The sequence below is a fragment of the Paenibacillus sp. Y412MC10 genome, assembly GCF_000024685.1.
Classification (GTDB): Bacteria; Bacillota; Bacilli; order Paenibacillales; family Paenibacillaceae; genus Paenibacillus_AQ; species Paenibacillus_AQ lautus_A.
This window is the reverse complement of record NC_013406.1, coordinates 5,093,243-5,109,844: the sequence shown is the minus strand read 5'-3', so window position 1 is coordinate 5,109,844 and position 16,602 is coordinate 5,093,243. Positions and strand designations below refer to the sequence as shown.

Annotated in this window: 22 protein-coding genes; 14 read left to right on the top strand and 8 right to left on the bottom strand. The window is 45.5% G+C overall.

Translation table 11 applies throughout. The features are described 5' to 3' along the window. Positions 1-11 precede the first annotated feature (11 nt). From GYMC10_RS22315 to GYMC10_RS22305, 3 genes are read right to left on the bottom strand one after another with little or no spacing between them, the layout of a single operon-like run. The gene (locus GYMC10_RS22315; RefSeq protein ID WP_015736626.1) at positions 12-965 is read right to left on the bottom strand and encodes a glycine betaine ABC transporter substrate-binding protein; all 954 of its coding nucleotides are present in this window, start codon (positions 963-965) and stop codon (positions 12-14) included. After that, on the bottom strand, positions 962-1,627 hold the full coding sequence (locus GYMC10_RS22310; RefSeq protein WP_015736625.1) for an ABC transporter permease: 666 nt from the start codon (positions 1,625-1,627) through the stop codon (positions 962-964). Before GYMC10_RS22310 ends, GYMC10_RS22315 begins: the two co-directional genes overlap by 4 nt. A gap of 1 nt (position 1,628) precedes the next feature. Then, entirely contained in the window at positions 1,629-2,792 is a 1,164-nt protein-coding gene (locus tag GYMC10_RS22305; protein WP_009589871.1) for an ABC transporter ATP-binding protein, read from the bottom strand. Between the two features lie 775 nt (positions 2,793-3,567). On the opposite strand from GYMC10_RS22305, the gene GYMC10_RS22300 reads away from it, so the two are divergent. After that, a complete protein-coding gene (locus tag GYMC10_RS22300; protein WP_015736624.1) occupies positions 3,568-4,182 on the top strand; it encodes an alpha/beta hydrolase in 615 nt (204 codons plus the stop codon). A gap of 333 nt (positions 4,183-4,515) precedes the next feature. Here the strand turns inward: GYMC10_RS22300 and GYMC10_RS32795 are convergent, their stop codons facing one another. Next, positions 4,516-4,599, bottom strand: coding sequence for a putative holin-like toxin (locus GYMC10_RS32795; protein WP_222125850.1), 84 nt, complete (start codon positions 4,597-4,599; stop codon positions 4,516-4,518). Positions 4,600-4,777: 178 nt separating this feature from the next. On the opposite strand from GYMC10_RS32795, the gene GYMC10_RS22295 reads away from it, so the two are divergent. The 3 genes from GYMC10_RS22295 to GYMC10_RS22285 all read left to right on the top strand — a co-directional run bounded on the left by GYMC10_RS22295 (position 4,778) and on the right by GYMC10_RS22285 (position 7,177). Then, complete coding sequence (locus tag GYMC10_RS22295; RefSeq protein WP_015736622.1) at positions 4,778-5,326, top strand: GNAT family N-acetyltransferase; 549 nt, start codon at positions 4,778-4,780, stop codon at positions 5,324-5,326. An 87-nt stretch (positions 5,327-5,413) separates the two neighbouring features. Beyond that, the gene (locus tag GYMC10_RS22290; RefSeq protein WP_015736621.1) at positions 5,414-5,767 is read left to right on the top strand and encodes an acylphosphatase; all 354 of its coding nucleotides are present in this window, start codon (positions 5,414-5,416) and stop codon (positions 5,765-5,767) included. A gap of 225 nt (positions 5,768-5,992) precedes the next feature. Further along, positions 5,993-7,177, top strand: coding sequence for an alanyl-tRNA editing protein (locus GYMC10_RS22285; protein ID WP_015736620.1), 1,185 nt, complete (start codon positions 5,993-5,995; stop codon positions 7,175-7,177). Between the two features lie 186 nt (positions 7,178-7,363). Here GYMC10_RS22285 and GYMC10_RS22280 read toward each other — a convergent pair whose 3' ends face one another. From GYMC10_RS22280 to GYMC10_RS22270, 3 genes are all read right to left on the bottom strand, one after another. Continuing rightward, complete coding sequence (locus tag GYMC10_RS22280) at positions 7,364-8,122, bottom strand: prolipoprotein diacylglyceryl transferase (RefSeq protein WP_015736619.1); 759 nt, start codon at positions 8,120-8,122, stop codon at positions 7,364-7,366. 90 nt (positions 8,123-8,212) lie between these two features. Further along, positions 8,213-9,013, bottom strand: coding sequence for a M56 family metallopeptidase (locus tag GYMC10_RS22275; RefSeq protein WP_015736618.1), 801 nt, complete (start codon positions 9,011-9,013; stop codon positions 8,213-8,215). After that, positions 9,010-9,441 (bottom strand): BlaI/MecI/CopY family transcriptional regulator, encoded by a 432-nt coding sequence (locus tag GYMC10_RS22270; RefSeq protein ID WP_015736617.1) that lies wholly within the window; start codon positions 9,439-9,441, stop codon positions 9,010-9,012. The genes GYMC10_RS22275 and GYMC10_RS22270 overlap by 4 nt, the downstream gene beginning before the upstream one ends. A 247-nt stretch (positions 9,442-9,688) precedes the next feature. On the opposite strand from GYMC10_RS22270, the gene GYMC10_RS22265 reads away from it, so the two are divergent. From GYMC10_RS22265 to GYMC10_RS22230, 9 genes are all read left to right on the top strand, one after another. Then, complete coding sequence (locus tag GYMC10_RS22265; protein WP_015736616.1) at positions 9,689-10,195, top strand: GNAT family N-acetyltransferase; 507 nt, start codon at positions 9,689-9,691, stop codon at positions 10,193-10,195. 24 nt (positions 10,196-10,219) lie between these two features. Beyond that, a complete protein-coding gene (locus GYMC10_RS22260; protein WP_015736615.1) occupies positions 10,220-10,726 on the top strand; it encodes a DUF6985 domain-containing protein in 507 nt (168 codons plus the stop codon). Positions 10,727-10,829: 103 nt separating this feature from the next. Then, positions 10,830-11,378 carry an HAD-IIIA family hydrolase gene (locus tag GYMC10_RS22255; RefSeq protein WP_015736614.1) on the top strand — a complete coding sequence of 183 codons (549 nt, stop codon included), beginning with the start codon at positions 10,830-10,832 and terminating at the stop codon, positions 11,376-11,378. Further along, on the top strand, positions 11,375-11,782 hold the full coding sequence (locus GYMC10_RS22250; RefSeq protein ID WP_015736613.1) for an NUDIX hydrolase: 408 nt from the start codon (positions 11,375-11,377) through the stop codon (positions 11,780-11,782). Before GYMC10_RS22255 ends, GYMC10_RS22250 begins: the two co-directional genes overlap by 4 nt. A 54-nt stretch (positions 11,783-11,836) precedes the next feature. After that, positions 11,837-12,376, top strand: coding sequence for a DinB family protein (locus GYMC10_RS22245; protein WP_015736612.1), 540 nt, complete (start codon positions 11,837-11,839; stop codon positions 12,374-12,376). Positions 12,377-12,427: 51 nt separating this feature from the next. Next, positions 12,428-13,177 carry a GNAT family N-acetyltransferase gene (locus GYMC10_RS22240; protein WP_015736611.1) on the top strand — a complete coding sequence of 250 codons (750 nt, stop codon included), beginning with the start codon at positions 12,428-12,430 and terminating at the stop codon, positions 13,175-13,177. Between the two features lie 150 nt (positions 13,178-13,327). Next, on the top strand, positions 13,328-13,423 hold the full coding sequence (locus tag GYMC10_RS32790; RefSeq protein WP_015736610.1) for a putative holin-like toxin: 96 nt from the start codon (positions 13,328-13,330) through the stop codon (positions 13,421-13,423). A gap of 207 nt (positions 13,424-13,630) precedes the next feature. Then, positions 13,631-14,089, top strand: a complete 459-nt coding sequence (locus GYMC10_RS22235; protein ID WP_015736609.1) for a GyrI-like domain-containing protein — start codon at positions 13,631-13,633, stop codon at positions 14,087-14,089. 250 nt (positions 14,090-14,339) lie between these two features. After that, on the top strand, positions 14,340-14,987 hold the full coding sequence (locus GYMC10_RS22230; protein WP_015736608.1) for a FusB/FusC family EF-G-binding protein: 648 nt from the start codon (positions 14,340-14,342) through the stop codon (positions 14,985-14,987). A 35-nt stretch (positions 14,988-15,022) separates the two neighbouring features. Here the strand turns inward: GYMC10_RS22230 and GYMC10_RS22225 are convergent, their stop codons facing one another. Beyond that, positions 15,023-15,637: a TetR/AcrR family transcriptional regulator gene (locus GYMC10_RS22225; protein WP_015736607.1), complete on the bottom strand. Its 615-nt coding sequence runs from the start codon at positions 15,635-15,637 to the stop codon at positions 15,023-15,025. 196 nt (positions 15,638-15,833) lie between these two features. Here GYMC10_RS22225 and GYMC10_RS22220 point away from each other — a divergent pair, with 196 nt between their 5' ends. Further along, positions 15,834-16,571, top strand: coding sequence for an SDR family NAD(P)-dependent oxidoreductase (locus tag GYMC10_RS22220; RefSeq protein WP_015736606.1), 738 nt, complete (start codon positions 15,834-15,836; stop codon positions 16,569-16,571). The last annotated feature ends 31 nt before the right edge of the window (positions 16,572-16,602 follow it).

Genomic DNA, 16,602 nt, shown 5'->3' with positions numbered 1-16,602 from the left:
TTACCCTCCTTTTAGCTTTTCAAGAAGCCCTGCTCTTTCAAGTACGCGATCGCGACCTCACGCTCGCTTTTCTTCTCAATGTCCACCTGATAATTAAGCGATATCATCGTATCTGCATCCAGATGACCGATTAAAGGCGCTATCGTATCCTCAATTTCAGGATGCTTCTTCAAAAGGTCCGAACGCAATACCGGACTTGCATCATAGGGAGGGAAGAATTGCTGGTCATCCTGAAGCGTCTGCAATTGGTAGGCTTTCAGCCGGGAATCCGTTGAATAGGCCAACACGATTTCCACCTGCTCATTGGCTACCGCGCTGTAGACCAGGCTGATTTCCATGGGGAAGACCTGACCGAATTTGATGTCATATGCTTTGGAGAATGCCGGATATCCATCCGTGCTTCTCTCCAGCCACGTTGTATCTACCCCAAGCTTCATGGAGGCCATGTCTTTTTTGACATCGGAAATTTTGGTGTACCCGTTGGCTTCGGCAAGATCCTTTCTTACCGTGAACGCGTAGGTGTTCTCAAAACCCAGCGGATTCATCCAGGTGAACCCGAAGTGTTCCTGGAATCCCTCCTGTGCCTCCTTCAAGACTTTATCGCGGTCTTTGGTGCCGCTGATCGGGAAATGGTTGTTGAAAATCTCACCGGTATATAGCGTCGCCATCTGAACGTCGTTTCGCTTCATCGCATTGATGACCAATGAACTTGATGCCAGATCCGGGATAACATCCACCTTCAGATCGGTTTGGTCTTCAATCAGCGCTTTATACATTTCGGCAATAATCTTGGTTTCGGTATAGGTTTGCGTCCCGATGGTAAGGTCGCTTTGAATTCCGCATGCGGAGGTAATTGCGGCAAGAGCCATCAAGCAGACTAACATCGGTATCCTTTTCAGCTTGTTCAGTTTTATCACGCCTTCCTTGTTCCGTCCGGCTCGCTGTTCACGGTTGAAGTTACTCATATCGCAGCGTCCCGGGTTTGATTCTGATGGTAGTGCTTGCTTAGCCAGCCCTCCAGCAGACCAAGCAGTCCGTCAGCTACAAGCGCCAACAGAATTGCACCGATGCCACCGATGAATATCATCTCGGGTTTATTGACCCCAAGTCCAGATACGATGAGCTGGCCTAAACCGCCAGCACCGATCAGGGAAGCCAGTGTTGCCCAACTGATGATATACACGGTCGTAATGCGGACACCAGACATGATGTAAGGAAGCGATAGCGGAAGCTGAATTTTCATAATCGTTTGGGCGGTGCTGTATCCCATCCCCCTGGCCGAATTGAGCACGCCTTTATCCACGGAGTGAAAACCGTCAAAGGTATTCCGCAGAATAGGCATTAGGGAATACAGAAACAATGCGAGTATGGCCGGCTTCATGCCGATCCCGAGCAGCGGAATCAGAATTGCCAGGAGCGCCAGGCTCGGTACCGTCTGAAACAGATTCGCAACGAAAAAGACGATGCTGTTCAACCAGCCGACCCGGTTGTAGACCAGCAGGATTCCGATCGGTACGGCAATCACAGTCCCGAGCAGCACGGCAGAGAACGAGAGGACCAGATGCTCTTGCAAAGCCTTCAGAATATCCGGATAACGATCCGTGATGAAGCTCCAAAATGCATTCATATCACTCACCCTCTCCGTTCAGCACCGGAGGAACCATCGTTGGATAGACTTCGGCCAGATGTTTAACCACACTGCCTCTTGTGATTAATCCGAGAAACCGGTTATTGCTGTCTACGACAGGGAGGTTGCTGAGCTGGTGGCTGTCCATAATCTCGATGGCCTGCGGAAGCGTGCTTCCCGAAGCCACGGAAAAACGGACCGGATGCATCACATCCGCGACGGTTTTGCCTTCTTCGCCGTATTGGTCGAGTACCCGGTAGATCGAAACCGCGCCTTGAAGCTGACGGTTACGGTCCACGATCAGCAGTGAATCGACCCGCTTCATTTCCATCATCTTGATGGCTTCAGCCAATCCCCGGCTCGGGAATGCCGTGACCGGATTCGTAATCATCACTTCATCCACAAGCGGAATTTCATAGGCGCTTTCATTCTCATTTTGCAGACGTTTCGAACCAATAAAGTCACGCACAAAATCATTTGCGGGATGCCGTAATATGCTGTCCGGTCTACCCGTTTGAACCACTTCGCCATCTTTCATCAGAACGATGGTATCCGCGATCTTAATAGCTTCATCCATATCATGCGTCACAAAAATAATGGTCTTATTGAGCTCCTGCTGAAGCCGGATCAGCTCATCCTGAAGCTGCTCCCGGCTGATGGGATCCAGTGCGGAGAACGGCTCGTCCATCAGGATGATATCGGGTTCAGCTGCAAGCGCCCGCACGACGCCTACGCGCTGCTGTTGTCCGCCGCTTAGCTCGGATGGATAGCGTGTACCATAAATGGTGTGATCCAGTCCGACCATGTCCAACAATTCATTTACTTTTTGATCTGTTTTGTCTTTATCCCACTTCTTCAAACGCGGAACCACGCCCGCGTTCTTGGAGATATTCATATGCGGAAATAAACCAACGCTTTGAATGACATAGCCGATATTGCGCCGCAGTTCAACCGGATTCAATCTGGAGATATCCTGACCGTCAATCAGAACCTTGCCCGAGGATGGCGTATTGAGCGCGTTGATCAGCTTCATGGTTGTTGATTTGCCGCAGCCGCTAGGACCGATGAGGACGGTAATTTCCCCTTTTTTGAATTCGAGATTAATGTCCTTCAGCGCGTGAAAGCCATTATCATAAACCTTGTTCACATGCTCCAGTACTATCATTCAATCGCCCCTTTGCAAGCAGTATCCATATTATGCGGAGCATTTGGCATATCATCCATCGGGGACCCAAAAAAGAGTTGAGGAAAAGTATATTGCTGAGTAGGGAAGGCGGCAGCCTCGTTATGTAGAAACAGAAATGAAGCTAAGCAAGTTAGCTCTAAAAGAAATCAAAATGGAATAGGATTAAGCGCATCATCAAGGGGTGGAGAAAAACCAAGAGGAAACCCTGAGGGTACTAACAATTTAAGTCGGCAATCTTTGATAAGGCATAGACTTACATGCCCCAAATTCCACCTTTATATGCATATTAGCTTTCTAAGCGGTGTGCAATCCCTTATTACATCCATCCGAAGGAAGTATTCCAAGCCTTTTAGCCCCTATTCGTATATAAGGATCATTTGTGTCTTCGTCCATGAATCCTGATATACCTGTGAGAATCAAGCAGCTACGCCACTGCTTCTCTCAGCCCAAATGGATATATGCAAAATGCGTTTGCAGGCAACGAGTCCTTGTTGAGTAGGACCGTATAACTGCAACGGTGCAATAATATGTTTTATACATTTACCCACTTTGTCAAGGGATGAAACATGTACATCGAACGATTTTGAAGATTTGGTGCCTCGGGGCCAGAAGCGCCCTCGGAGGTAGGAGATATACTGCCAATGACTGGGAGTATTTACGAAGAGCGCGAATACACGTAATATGGAGGTACTGATGAAGTGCGGAGATAAGATGTTAGCTGAAAAATCATCTGAAGCCGGAGAGGATGGAGACCATGAAATTAGAGATTTTAAAGGTGCCTTCGTTTTGGAAAACGGAAATGAGACAAAAATATTATCAACTTCAAGAGGACAATAGTAAGTTGGTTGTTCTGTTTCCTGGAAAAAACTATCCCTGTGATAAGCCCATTCTACATTTTGCTGGAACTTCCGCGATTCAAAGCGGTTATGACTTAATGGTACTTGAATATGGCTATCAAGCCGCGAGAACGGATTTGGATATTCATGATCTGCAAAAAGTAATAGAAGAGTGCCACGAATCGGTTCAACGAGTCATTAGCAAGTATAAACAAGTTGTCTTTATTAGTAAGAGCATAGGAACAATCGTTGCTGGAGAAGTTCATGAAAAACTTGAAATTCCAATAAAGCATCTATTTTTGACGCCAATTAAGGACACCATTCACTATATCAACAGGTTTAAGGGACTTGTGGTTTATGGTTCAAAGGATGAAGTGTTTAATCATGAACATGCCAACCGAATTAAACTAGACAAGGCCACAGAGGTCATCGAAATTCCTAATGCCAACCATTCTTTAGAGACCAATCATGCTCCGGAAAGTGTTGAGATTCTAAGCAAACTGGTAGGGATATATACGAATTTTCTGAATTAGAGTAAGTTCTGTATGAAAAACAAGACGAATTTGTCTAACACCAAATTCACGAATCGAGACATTCGTCCCTCGTCCGGCAGTGAAGCTATTATATTAGTTCTCGTGTTCGTGATAACAACGTTTTGTGAGATAGCTGAGTACAATACATTTGAAACGCTACTGTAAAAATAAACTAATAAAATCCTATAAAACCGTTATAAAATGAGTTATACTGAGGTAAGAATGAGTAAGGAGCCGTGCGGGAACACGACTCCAGCGTACAATAACTGCATAAAGAGCAGTCGGCCACACTAGTTAGGTCGAGAAATAGACCGTTACCTTAGCCAGGGCGGTCTATTTCTTTTTCATGTAGGTGAGCAATGCCAAAATGAACATGCCGAACATGAACATTAAGGAGATGGCATCTTTGACCTCCATGGGCATCACCTCCCTTCGGGGAGATTAGCCGACCGCCCTTATAGCCGATTATTGTACTAGAAAATTATAACATATAAAACCAGAACACATATCATTGAAATACTAATAACTGGAATACATAAGTTTGTAGATACAGAAACGTTTAGAGAAATGACCCAAACCAAGTAAGGAGAACAACATGCCTCAATTCCCCCTATTAGAAACAGAAAGATTGGTATTAAGACAAATTAAACCAGAGGATTCTAGAGACATCTTTCATTATTTCTCTATGGACACCGTTACGAAATTTTATGATGTGGAGAGTTTTATGCATATTGAACAAGCAGATGAACTGATTCGTAGATGGAATCACAGGTTTGAAAACAATCAGGCCATTCGTTGGGGAATCACTTTACGGTCGGAAAGCAGAGTCATTGGAACATGCGGATATCATGGTTGGATGAAACATCACTATAAAGCTGAGATTGGATATGAGCTGGCACCAGAATATTGGCGGCAAGGTTACATGACGGAGGCGATTCAGAAGATCATGGAGTTCGGATTTAACCATCTTGAATTAAACCGGATTGAAGCATTCGTAGAGCCAGAGAATACGGCATCAAGAAAGTTGCTGGAGAAGATGGGATTAAATGAAGAAGGGACATTGAAGCAGCACTTTTATTGGAGGAATCAATTTGTTGATACGGTCATCTATGCATTACTTAAAAGAGATTATCAAGCAAGTTAAGTAGTGGTTTGATGCAGCAGCGATTTATGTTGTTTACACGATGTTGAAGTGAAGGAATCCCAATTTATATAAGGAGGCTGCGGGGAAATGAGCGTAATTAAGAAATTAAGAAATGACTATGTCATTTGGCGTGCCAACCGGGTTAAGTTACCTGAACGCACACCGGGCAACATCGTCAGAAAAAAAGCTGTTTTTTCCGGTAAGGTGCAGAAGGTAGGATTTCGCTTGGAAATATATTGCATCGCTCGAAGAATGAATTTAACGGGATGGGTGAGAAATTTACAGGATGGAAGTGTGGAAGCGGAATTTCAAGGGGAAGCGTCACAAATTGATTTTCTGGTCCGTTGCATGCGTTCATTGAAACGGGCGTCCGTAAAGAAGGTGACGGTGGCTGATCTGCCTATTAAAGAGGAAGAAGAAAGCTTTATGATCGCAGAATAAAATATATACAGCAAACCCCGGATTCATCATGGGGAATGATTTGTACATTGCGGAAGAGGATGGAATCTATGAGGTAATGCCCTAACCTCTTGTTCAAGGACCGTGCTGTTGGCATTGCCGGCAGGCGCTCTTTTTTTATTGAATGGAATTTGGCGCTGCGGGACCGTTTTATAGTAAGCTGATATCAGTATGAATTTATAACTTGGGAACTGTGAGGACATGAAGATGACAAAGAAGCTGTATTATGAATCCGCTTATACCCGGGAGTGGGAGACACGAATCACGCGGAAGCTGGAACGGGAGGACGGTACCTACCTGGTACTGGAAGAGACGGCCTTTTATCCGCATGGCGGAGGACAACCCTGTGATCTCGGGTGGATCGATAAAATCCCGGTTCTTGATGTCGTTCAGGAGGACGGAGAGATACTGCATAAAATCGAACGTTTACCGGAGAGGGAAGAGGTAACCTGCCGGCTGGATTGGGACAGAAGGTTCGACCATATGCAGCATCATAGCGGTCAGCACCTGCTGTCGGCCATGTGTCTGCAGGTATGCGAGGCGGAGACGCTCAGCTTCCACCTGGGTCAGGATTATGCTACCATCGATATCGCCCGATCGGATCTGCCTCAGCATCAGCTGATGATGCTGGAGCTGGAAGTCAACGACCAGATTTACCTTAATCGACAGGTAACGAATTATGTTGTGAGCCGGGAGCAGGCGGCCGCCCTGCCGCTGGTGAAGCAGCCGAAGGTAACCGACGATATTCGGATCGTTGAAATCGAAGGTATCGAATATAACGCATGCGGCGGCACCCATGTCTCGGCAACCGGTGAGATCGGAATGATCAAGCTGCTGAGAGCAGAGAAACAGAAGGGACATATGCGTCTGTATTTTAAGTGTGGATATCGGGCATTGAAAGAATTTAATGCCGGAATGGAGATTCTCGGAAGCCTGTCAGCCAGGTTCAATACGGCAAAGGAAGAGATTCTGGACCGGATTGCCAAATGGGATCAGGAGCAGAAGCAGCTCCAAGCTGAACTAAACGCAGTGAAGGCCGAGAATGACGCTTACCTGGCCGGGAAGCTGTTGGCTGAGCGCCAAGGCAGACTGGTCAAACATGTTTTTGCGGACAAGCCGATGAAGGATATGCAGAACTTGGCAGCCAAGCTTACCGAACAAGCCGAGGTTATTGTGCTTTTCGCTTCCAACTCGGACCATAAGGTGGTTCTCGCCCAAGGAGGGGAGAGCGGACCTGCTTGCGGTGCTTTTCTCAAACAGCATCTGGCCGATTATCGAGGAAAAGGCGGGGGCAGCGATAAGATTGCCCAAGCTGGTTTTAGCACCGTGGAGGATGCCATGGCATTTTACCGGTTTACGGCGCAATCATTAGGTCAGCCAGAAGAGGAATAAGCGATCCGATTAGCAGAAACCGTTCCTCTACGAATAGAAGGCAACCTCGGGGCTCGGCTTTCATTGATGAAGGCTGGGCCCCGGCCTGTTTCGAGTTCTCTTTATTTTAGTCAGTAAGCACAATATACTTAAGGACTTCTGTCTTTTGTCGAGTGCTTAGTGGATACCAATATCATGATCTGTATCTTATGTCGTCATCTTTTTTTGAGTCCGGGTTAAGAATACGATGCACGTGAGCAAAACAACGGCTAATGCGATCCACTGCGAAGTAGCGAGAGCACCGAACTGGCCTCGGATGATATCGCCTCTGAAAAATTCGATAATAAATCTCCCTAAACTATAAAGTATGAGATAAAGACCTGCTATTAGGCCGTTAGGTCTTTTTCTTCTAGCCATATAGATCAGCAAGAAAAAAATAGAAAAGCTGAATACGCTCTCTAATATTTGCGTAGGAATGAGTTTGACATCATTCGGGGCAAGCTCGGAATCGTGAAACGTAATTCCAAACCAACCCTCTGTTTCCTCACCATAACAGCAACCGGCGATAAGGCAGCCGATTCTTCCAAAGCCTTGCGCTAATGCAAGGGAGGGCACAAAAAGGTCAAGGTATTTTAGAAAGTTTATCTTTTTCTTCTTACAATAGGCATAACCGACCCCAATCCCCCCGATAATTCCACCGTACACCACGAATCCTTCCGAAAAATTCAGAACCATCGAAGGATCCTGGATGATATGGTTCATTTGAGTGATCCAAAACAAAAGCTTAGCGCCGACCAATCCGCCTAATAAGCTCCAAAAAGTCAGAGAGGAAACATGGGATAGTTCTACTTGTCTAGAAGCTGCTCTATAAGCAACAACCTTGTAAGCGATAAGGATTCCGATTGCAATCATCAATCCATAGCCGTAAATGGTCAGAGGTCCGATATGAATGAGTTCATTGTGCATATGTTCATCTCCTATTTGATAAAATTCTTCCGTCTAAACGCGATTGTGATTGAACTACATATTGTAGTGTAATCATTCAAAAAAAAGGGATTATGAATCCCCGCCCAACATTAGGAGCAGCAAAATGGAACAGGATCTCAGAAAAGGCTTCAGCAGGGCTAACGGAACATTGACCCCTCGATCAGGCTCAAGAACCTGCATGACCCGATACTCTAATGTCGTATTCGCAAAATGCACGGCTGTCTCATACCGCTGAAGCTTACCGAGTTTCGCTAATTGTAATAAGACGCTGCCTAAATACAGCTCCGTACCCATCTGCCGGATGGCGTAGCGGTCAGCAAACAGCTCTTGCCACGTCTGATAGTAACGAAGAATCGGTTTAACGATCGGCAAATATCCAAAGGCGTCTGCCAGCATGGTCGAAAAAAACATTTTTAATCCATCGTAATTGCGACAGTGATATCGTTCATGCAGTAAAATGGCCTTTATTTCCTTGTCAGTAAACATCGCTAAAACGGTAGTGGATACGACAATTTTCGGTCGCAGAAGACCCATCGTCAGAGCCACAAAGGCATCGTCCTGTACCACGATGATTTCCGTGCCCCAGTCGCGGTATTTGTAGTTGAGCCGCTTGGTTAATTTGTCGTGCCTGTTGGCACGGAAGTGCCTTAACCATTTGTGCGATAAAACCAACTGCCGGGTACTTCGCCAAATGATCTGACCAAGGGTATACGCAATGACAATGTCGATTAAGGCGTAATTCAGTACGGGGCCTTGAACCACTCCGTTTCGAATCTGGTATGTAATGAGCATTCCCATATGTACCATGACAACAGCTACGAATGCGATCATCAGCGCGTAGGCACATCTTAGCCGTATGGTAGGATTCATTGCTTTTTCCCGCGTTTGATATCGTTTAATTTACGCTCCAGCTTTGCGATCACCTCGGGATCGACATCATCCAGCGCATCGATCATGTGGTTCACGACCAAACTCCCATACTCTTGAATGAGTCCCTGCGACACTTCTTTCGTCTGTTCGGTGAGAAATTGCTCCCTTGACTGCAGCGGACTGAACTTGGCTGCCCGTGTCCTGCCGGTTCCCGTCATCGTTTTTGTCAGCAGGCCTTTATCCAGAAGACGATTCATGACGGTCATCACCGTATTGATGGAGATCGGGCTCTCTTGATTCAGGATCGACTGCACTTCCTTGATACTCAGTGCTTCCGAAGACCAGAGAATATCCATAATTCTTGACTCCAGTGGTCCAAAAAATCGATTCAGGCCCTCGCCCTCGATATTCATTTTCTTAATCTTCATTCCTATCTCACCTCATACTACACATCGTAGTATGGTTGTGAACAAAAGTCAACTTCCCTTCGTTCACCGCCTACCTGATTGATCATAGCTTTTCCCTATGTTCGTTCTGTAGTGTATCCTTCATTTGTCGGGCGCTGTACCGGTGACTGAAAACGTCCGTGACAAAAGGTTTTTTGCCGTGCAGTCGAGAATAGAAGAAATAGGAGAAGTTCAATGAGGATTAATTTAATGCAAAGGGCGATTACGAATGGAAGAATTTCCGATGATTGAAACCAATAGACTGTTCATGCGAGAATTAACACTTGATGATGCTGAATCCATATACAGGCACTTTTCTTACCCCGAAGTCACAAAATTTATGGATATCGAAGCATGTAAAGACATACATGAAGCAGTGGACATTATTATGTTTCATATCCATGATTCCGGCTGCAGGTACGGGCTGTTCGGAAAAGACAAGAATGAACTCACTGGAACATGTGGGTTTCATTGTTGGATAAAGGACGAAGAAGAAACAAGAGCTGAGATCGGTTTTGATCTATCCCCGGATTACTGGGGGAAAGGGTTCATGCAAGAGGCTTTGCATGAACTGATTCCGATTGGGTTTAATTTGATGAAACTTGATTGTATCGAAGCGACAACGGAAATTGAAAACATTCAATCACAAAGGTTATTAGAGAAGATGGGATTCACTAAAGAGCCTGATTTAAAGGATCGTTTGATGTATTTTACATTATATAAAAATCAAAAGTAGACGGATGATTCAGGAGGAGATAGAGTGACCGAAAGATTTCAGTTAAAAAACGTTGGAGTTGTGGATCCTTCAGATGAAAGCGGCATGTCTGGGTTTGGGTATCTTGCGTTGTTCCAATGTAATGTCGAATATCGTTTCAGCACGGAAGGCATGAGTGTGAAGGAAGCGGAAATTTACATACAAGACGTGCTGAATCAGCTGCCGGCTGAAACCATATATGAAATATGCAAGAAAGCATGCGAGTGGAAAGACCTCAAAATGTCCAGCGATACGGCTGATTATCCTCCAGGGTTAGGTGAGGTGTCTGGAGCGGATATTTTGGAGTTTATGTCCGTAGGGGAAGTTGACCTTTATCGAAATCCTTATGATCGAAACGATCATACTTTCGGAGCTATCCTGGGTGGAGGAGCAGAGTGGGATTCTGAAAATGGCCTGGAAATTGTGATACGGGGCAGTGAGGTTCTAGAGGTGCGTGAGTATTTAGGCTATGGCGCAGACGCCATTTGGGACGAAACCGACGAAAGTGAATAAGAAAGAGCGGTGCATCGGCAGCGATTTTTTAATCGTTTAGGATTCTGACATCCTATAACAAGGTGTCTGCACTGTGTAATGCTCGGAAAATGGGGGTGGTGTTTTGGTCAGGCAAGCGGTTTTTATAGATAGGGACGGAACTCTTGGAGGAACCGATCGGGTTGTTTTGCCCGGTGAATTTGAGCTTTATCCGAAGGTAAAGGATTCGCTTCAATCTCTCAGAGCCGCTGGCATGCTTATTTGTTCGTTTACGAATCAACCTGGAATTGCTCGTGGCGAAGCAACGATGGGAGAATTCGAGTCGGAATTGTCAGCCTTTGGTTTTGACAAGATCTATCTTTGTGCGCATGAGCATGGAGCGGGTTGTGAATGTAGAAAGCCATCCGCAGGGATGCTGTTGAAAGCCGCAGAAGACAATCATCTGGACTTAGCCAAGTGTTATGTCATAGGGGACAGGTGGACGGATATGGTGGCTGCCAAAGAAGCCGGCTGCAAGAAAGCGTTAGTGATGACGGGGGCCGGAGCCAAGGAACTGGAAAAATATAATAACCACGAGTACTTCGGCAAATGGAAAGATGCGTATCCTGATTTTATCGCGACAGACTTGAATGAAGCCGTGACCTGGATATTAGAAGGGGGAGTAAATAAATGAATCCAGCCAAGCATTTTGTGTCTGCCGCTGCCATCGTAATCAATGAAAAGGACGAGATTTTGCTCATTAAAGGACCGCAGCGAGGATGGGAGATGCCTGGGGGCGTCGTGGAGATCGGAGAATCTCCCGAACAAGCTGCGATTAGGGAAACGAAGGAAGAATCAGGGATCGATATAGAAATTATGCAGTTTTGCGGTATCTTCCATAATGTGAAAGACAGTATATGCAATACATTGTTTCTGGCCAAGCCCGTTGGAGGAGCCCCGATCATAACCGAAGAGAGTTTGGAGACTGCTTTTTTTCCAATCGAAGAAGCACTGCAGATGGTTAACTTTATGAACTTCCGGGAGCGAATTGAAATGTGTTTAAACCCAGCAGCACATCCGATCTATGTCGAGTTCTAGAATCGTGAGGGTTTTGGGAATGCTGCTTATTTTTACAAGAAAGGTTGTGTTAGGATGTTATATGATTTGCAAGGTGAAGGGAATATGTCAACGATCGTGGGCATGTTATATGGGGCTGTCAGAGAGAACAGTGAGCGGCTAAAGTCCATAACCGAGGGCATGTCGCAAGAGGAAGTTGATTATAAGGGACCTGGTGGCCATTATAATAGCGCCGCTCAATTAATAAAACATATCACGTACGTCGATCTGAATTGGGTTTATCGGATCAAAGGAGAGGCGATCCCCCCGTCGTTAAAGGACGAGTACGGCCCGATGATCGATGAACATAACAAGCTGCCGATGGTCAGAGGGATCTCTCTGGACACGCTCCTATCTAAATATGAAGTTGTATTCAATTTGCTGAAAGATGTTTGTTCGCAGTTAACGGATGCGGATCTGGATCGCATCGTCACATTCGGACACGAGAATGAAAAGCAAGCCACCCTTCGCTGGGGCTTGTGGCATATGGCCGACCATAACCGTTATCATCAGGCCCATATTAATCAGCTTAGAAAGTGGTATTCCGAGCAAAGGAGTGGAATGGAAAGTGAGTAGAAGGGAAGTTATTTTGTAATATGGCTTCCCCCTAAGAAAGGACATAAAACCATGATGACGCATAAAGAAATGATACATATCGTGCAGACCCAGCTGGCGATTGATCTGAATTGTACGGTGGATGACTTAAACGGGGAAAAAGACCACGTGATTTTTGTAGACGCCAGAGAGAATCCAGGGCGGAGACCGTATCCGAGAAATGAACGTTATTTCGAAATTTTGTCGATGGGCAAATCCATTGTGGTGTCGGCTACGCCGGAACGGCTGGCGATTGCCAAAACGTTTATGCAAGGGAAAGACAGGGATACGATTTTTTCGCTGCCGTTTATTAGAGGACTTTATTTGCATTTTCTCCCGGATCTAGAGAGAATCCAGCCGATGCCGCCACCGGCCGGTTTTTCGTATGAAGTGGTGGAGGAAAATGAGATTTCAAGGCTCATGGAGCTTGAGGGATTGGAGGATGCCATTGTAACCGACCCGGGGCGTCCGTATCAGACGGTATTGGCCGTAATCGCCAAGCACCATGGCAGGATTGTTGGCTTGGCAGGGGCTTGTAACGTGTGTGCCGCGATGTGGCAAATCGGAATCGAGGTACTCCCTGAATTTCGCCAAATGGGATTGGCGTCTTATCTTGTAAACCGATTAACGTTTGAGGTATTACATCGCGGACGCGTGCCGACCTATGATGTGATCTCTAGTAATATCGCCTCCCAAAGAGTGGCTTACCGAGTGGGATACTACCCGGCGTTCGTGACGGATTGGCGAGTTGATTTTAGGGATTTCGAGTCTAAATCTAAATAAGAAATATGAAATTGAACCAAAACGCTGAGCATAATTTTTTAATGAACTTAATAATATGAGAACGCTTGTACCCGTATATGAATAAAGGTAAAATATAACTACAATTGAATCTTGGGTGGGCATGGTTTCCCTTCGAAAGGAGGTGAAGCCATGGAAGTGAAAGATGCATTAACGATCATGTTCCTCTTTGGAACGTTCATTATTGCTCTTTTAACATACATCAATAATAACAACAAGAGAAAATAAAAACCCACCCAAAGGTTAGAGCCAGAGGTGGGTTTTGTTCCTATGCGACTTAGAAGGGAATAAACCATCCAAGCCAATTGTACTGACCAAGTGTTCACAGCACTTGGTCTTTATTAATTATATACTAACATATTAGAAATGATGAATCAAAGCATGGAATAAATAAACGAATGTTGAGATAAATCCAACAAAAGGGGCGTATGCCAAATGAAGATTGTCGAACTCAATAGAATGAATTTAGTAGGAATAAGAGTAGTATGCCCTGGCGACCAGTATGTCCATGAGATTCCAAAGGCTTCTGTCGTACTTAAGGAAAGGCTGAATGAGATATCTGGGGTTGTACAACCAGCAAGATTGATTGGGGCATTCTTCGTTGAGGATGTAACGGAAGAGGAGGATGGTTACTGGGTATGTGTTGAAGTGAACGACATAACGGAGGTTCCAGAAGGTATGGTATCTGTAGTAGTTCCAAAACAAAAATATGCAGTCCAACGACATAAGGGACCTAATTATGAAATTAGAAATACATATGACGAGCTCCACAACAGGATAAAAGAAAATAAACATGAAAGATTGCTAAGATCCTGGCATCTGGAGATTTCAGATGAATGGGGACATTGGGATGTCAATCATATTGAAGTAGACTTGTATGACACCATTAAATAGATGCAGCAGCTAATTGCGCCTTCCATAACTTGCTGATATAATTTTGCGTATGAAATGGGATTGGGGGTTACACCGATGGCAATGCTGAATTGCTCATTAGCTAGGAAGTCCTCATGCAAAGCCTGATTTGGGGCGATACTTTGCGTGGGGTGCGATAGGATGAATTCGATCGCCCAAACTTAACTTTATCGTTTCTAATAACAGGCTTTGCACCTTATTGAACTTAAATAAGAATAAGGGGCTGAAAGCTATGAGTACGACATTTATTAGAAACCACCAGTTTAACGTGATTAAAAAACAATCGGAATTCCTTCTGAAGACGTTGCGAACCGTTGCGGATCGACGCGTTCTGGAAACCGTCAGGTTCAGTTCTGTTGCCAACATCATGGATGCCTTTCCATCGCTGACCGAGGATCAGAAGCGGATGCTGGGCCAAGTCTCTACATTCGAGAAGGCCGAGGATTTCGAGCGATATCTGAACGACTTGGAACCTTACCTGGAGTCTTTTCCGACGATTACGCCAAAACAGATTCAGAAGTTATTTCCTAAAAATAAGAAATTGAAATTACCGGATCTGACCTCGATCGATTTTCGATACGTAACCTATTTGGGCTGGGTCGATATTGCCAGCAACAGGTTATTTATCGTATACCCGCTCGAAGAACGCTTCATCGGGATCGAGGGGAGAATCACGCCGACCAACAAGAAAGGGTATTGCCTCTTCTGCAATCGGCACCAAGAGCTCGCCTCGTTCTCGGTCAAGACCAAGCCGTCCGGTGCTTCGGCGGATAATCTGTCTGCCATAAGCCATTATGTTTGTCTGGATAGCCAAGGCTGCAATCACAGCATTACCGACACGGCAGCTCTGGAGAAGTTCATTCTCTCCGCCAGCAAATAACAAATTAGAAATAGGCTGCCCTAGAGGCAGCCTATTTAGGTTTCGTCCGCTTTGTTCACATACTCCACCGAGTAAATATGCGTCCTCGTTAGATCAATGACCTCTTTAATAAAATCCTCCTGCGATTCCCTGAAATCGTTTCGAATCCAGTTCAGAATCAACCCATGAAAGCCGTAGGCGGTGTACCGCTTGAAGTAGTCCATGTTCACCGGGATCTGGTTAATCGTTTCGAATATAAATCGTTCCTGATAGATTTTTACGATCGTTTGTGGGAATTCCGTATGCAATCCCGGCAAGGTATCCTCGTATTTGATCAGCTCAAAAAAATCGCGGTGCTCGTAAATGTAGGCCACGATATTAAAGGAGGGGGCATTGAGGTTAGCCGTATACACTTTGTGTCCCGGTATGTAGGGCTTGCCCACCGATTCCTCCAAGCCCTGAAGCATGGAAGCCAGCAGATCGTCGGCTAATTCGATTTTGTCCTGGTAATGGACATAGAAGGTGCTGCGGTTATAAGCAGCCTTATCCACGATGTCTTTCACCGTTACAGCATGATAACCCTTCTCTTTTACAAGTTGAATAAAGGCGGATTTCAGATGTTCTTTCGTCCGATTTCTTCGTGCCGATGTCACGATTTGTTCATGATTCACGGAAAGAGCGCCTCCCAAAAAAGACAGTTTGGTTCCAAGTGTTGACTAAATCGACACTTCATCACAGGTTAATGATTGTTAAATGTGAACAGAATAGTACAATTGAATTGTAAGCAAAATAGTACTAAATTTAATATCTTAATTTAATTGTAATCAATATAGTACTATTTTAATCCATTATACGGGGGTATCCAAGATGGGAAAATTACAAAACAAGGTTGCTGTAATTACCGGTGGTGCATCCGGCATCGGTGCGGCGACCGCGCGTCTTTTCGTTGAAGAAGGAGCCAAAGTGGTGCTTGTCGATCTCAATGAGGACAAGGGCAAGGCGTTTGAAGCCAAATTGAAGGCGCTTCATCACGAGGCGTTGTTCGTTAAAGCGAATATTACCAGCGAGGAAGAAGTAGCCAATATCTTTAAGCAAGCGACCGAAGCTTTTGGCAAAGTGGATGTTGTATTTAACAACGCTGGCATCGGGCGCGTTCATTCTTCGCATGATCTAGAGTACTCCGAGTGGCGAAACACCGTAAACGTGGACTTGGACGGCGTATTCCTGGTCGCCCGGGAAGCTATCCGTGAAATGTTAAAAGCAGGCGGAGGCACGATCGTTAATACCGCATCCATGTACGGTTGGGTCGGCTCGCCCGGTTCCGCGGCTTATAACGCCGCTAAAGGAGGAGTCATTAACTTGACGCGTTCCCTGGCACTGGAGTATGCCGAGCACAATATTCGGATCAATGCGCTGTGCCCGGGCTTTATCGACACACCGATCATTCCGGAGGAGAGCAAGCAAGCGCTGGCAGCGGCCACTCCGATGAAGCGTTTGGGACAAGCCGATGAAATGGCAAAGGCCGTTCTGTTCATGGCTTCGGATGACTCCTCGTTCATGACGGGGAATACCTTGACGGTTGACGGTGGATATACAGCCCAATAATGGGTGAAATTGGACATACAGAGAATCATGA

Bases quoted from the DNA above. Each gene is read 5' to 3' on its own strand.
- GYMC10_RS22315 (WP_015736626.1), bottom strand. From the start codon at position 965: ATGAGTAACTTCAACCGTGAACAGCGAGCCGGACGGAACAAGGAAGGC.
- GYMC10_RS22310 (WP_015736625.1), bottom strand. From the start codon at position 1,627: ATGAATGCATTTTGGAGCTTCATCACGGATCGTTATCCGGATATTCTG.
- GYMC10_RS22305 (WP_009589871.1), bottom strand. From the start codon at position 2,792: ATGATAGTACTGGAGCATGTGAACAAGGTTTATGATAATGGCTTTCAC.
- GYMC10_RS22300 (WP_015736624.1), top strand. From the start codon at position 3,568: ATGAAATTAGAGATTTTAAAGGTGCCTTCGTTTTGGAAAACGGAAATG.
- GYMC10_RS32795 (WP_222125850.1), bottom strand. From the start codon at position 4,599: ATGGAGGTCAAAGATGCCATCTCCTTAATGTTCATGTTCGGCATGTTC.
- GYMC10_RS22295 (WP_015736622.1), top strand. From the start codon at position 4,778: ATGCCTCAATTCCCCCTATTAGAAACAGAAAGATTGGTATTAAGACAA.
- GYMC10_RS22290 (WP_015736621.1), top strand. From the start codon at position 5,414: ATGAGCGTAATTAAGAAATTAAGAAATGACTATGTCATTTGGCGTGCC.
- GYMC10_RS22285 (WP_015736620.1), top strand. From the start codon at position 5,993: ATGACAAAGAAGCTGTATTATGAATCCGCTTATACCCGGGAGTGGGAG.
- GYMC10_RS22280 (WP_015736619.1), bottom strand. From the start codon at position 8,122: ATGCACAATGAACTCATTCATATCGGACCTCTGACCATTTACGGCTAT.
- GYMC10_RS22275 (WP_015736618.1), bottom strand. From the start codon at position 9,013: ATGAATCCTACCATACGGCTAAGATGTGCCTACGCGCTGATGATCGCA.
- GYMC10_RS22270 (WP_015736617.1), bottom strand. From the start codon at position 9,441: ATGAAGATTAAGAAAATGAATATCGAGGGCGAGGGCCTGAATCGATTT.
- GYMC10_RS22265 (WP_015736616.1), top strand. From the start codon at position 9,689: ATGGAAGAATTTCCGATGATTGAAACCAATAGACTGTTCATGCGAGAA.
- GYMC10_RS22250 (WP_015736613.1), top strand. From the start codon at position 11,375: ATGAATCCAGCCAAGCATTTTGTGTCTGCCGCTGCCATCGTAATCAAT.
- GYMC10_RS22245 (WP_015736612.1), top strand. From the start codon at position 11,837: ATGTTATATGATTTGCAAGGTGAAGGGAATATGTCAACGATCGTGGGC.
- GYMC10_RS22240 (WP_015736611.1), top strand. From the start codon at position 12,428: ATGATGACGCATAAAGAAATGATACATATCGTGCAGACCCAGCTGGCG.
- GYMC10_RS32790 (WP_015736610.1), top strand. From the start codon at position 13,328: ATGGAAGTGAAAGATGCATTAACGATCATGTTCCTCTTTGGAACGTTC.
- GYMC10_RS22235 (WP_015736609.1), top strand. From the start codon at position 13,631: ATGAAGATTGTCGAACTCAATAGAATGAATTTAGTAGGAATAAGAGTA.
- GYMC10_RS22230 (WP_015736608.1), top strand. From the start codon at position 14,340: ATGAGTACGACATTTATTAGAAACCACCAGTTTAACGTGATTAAAAAA.
- GYMC10_RS22220 (WP_015736606.1), top strand. From the start codon at position 15,834: ATGGGAAAATTACAAAACAAGGTTGCTGTAATTACCGGTGGTGCATCC.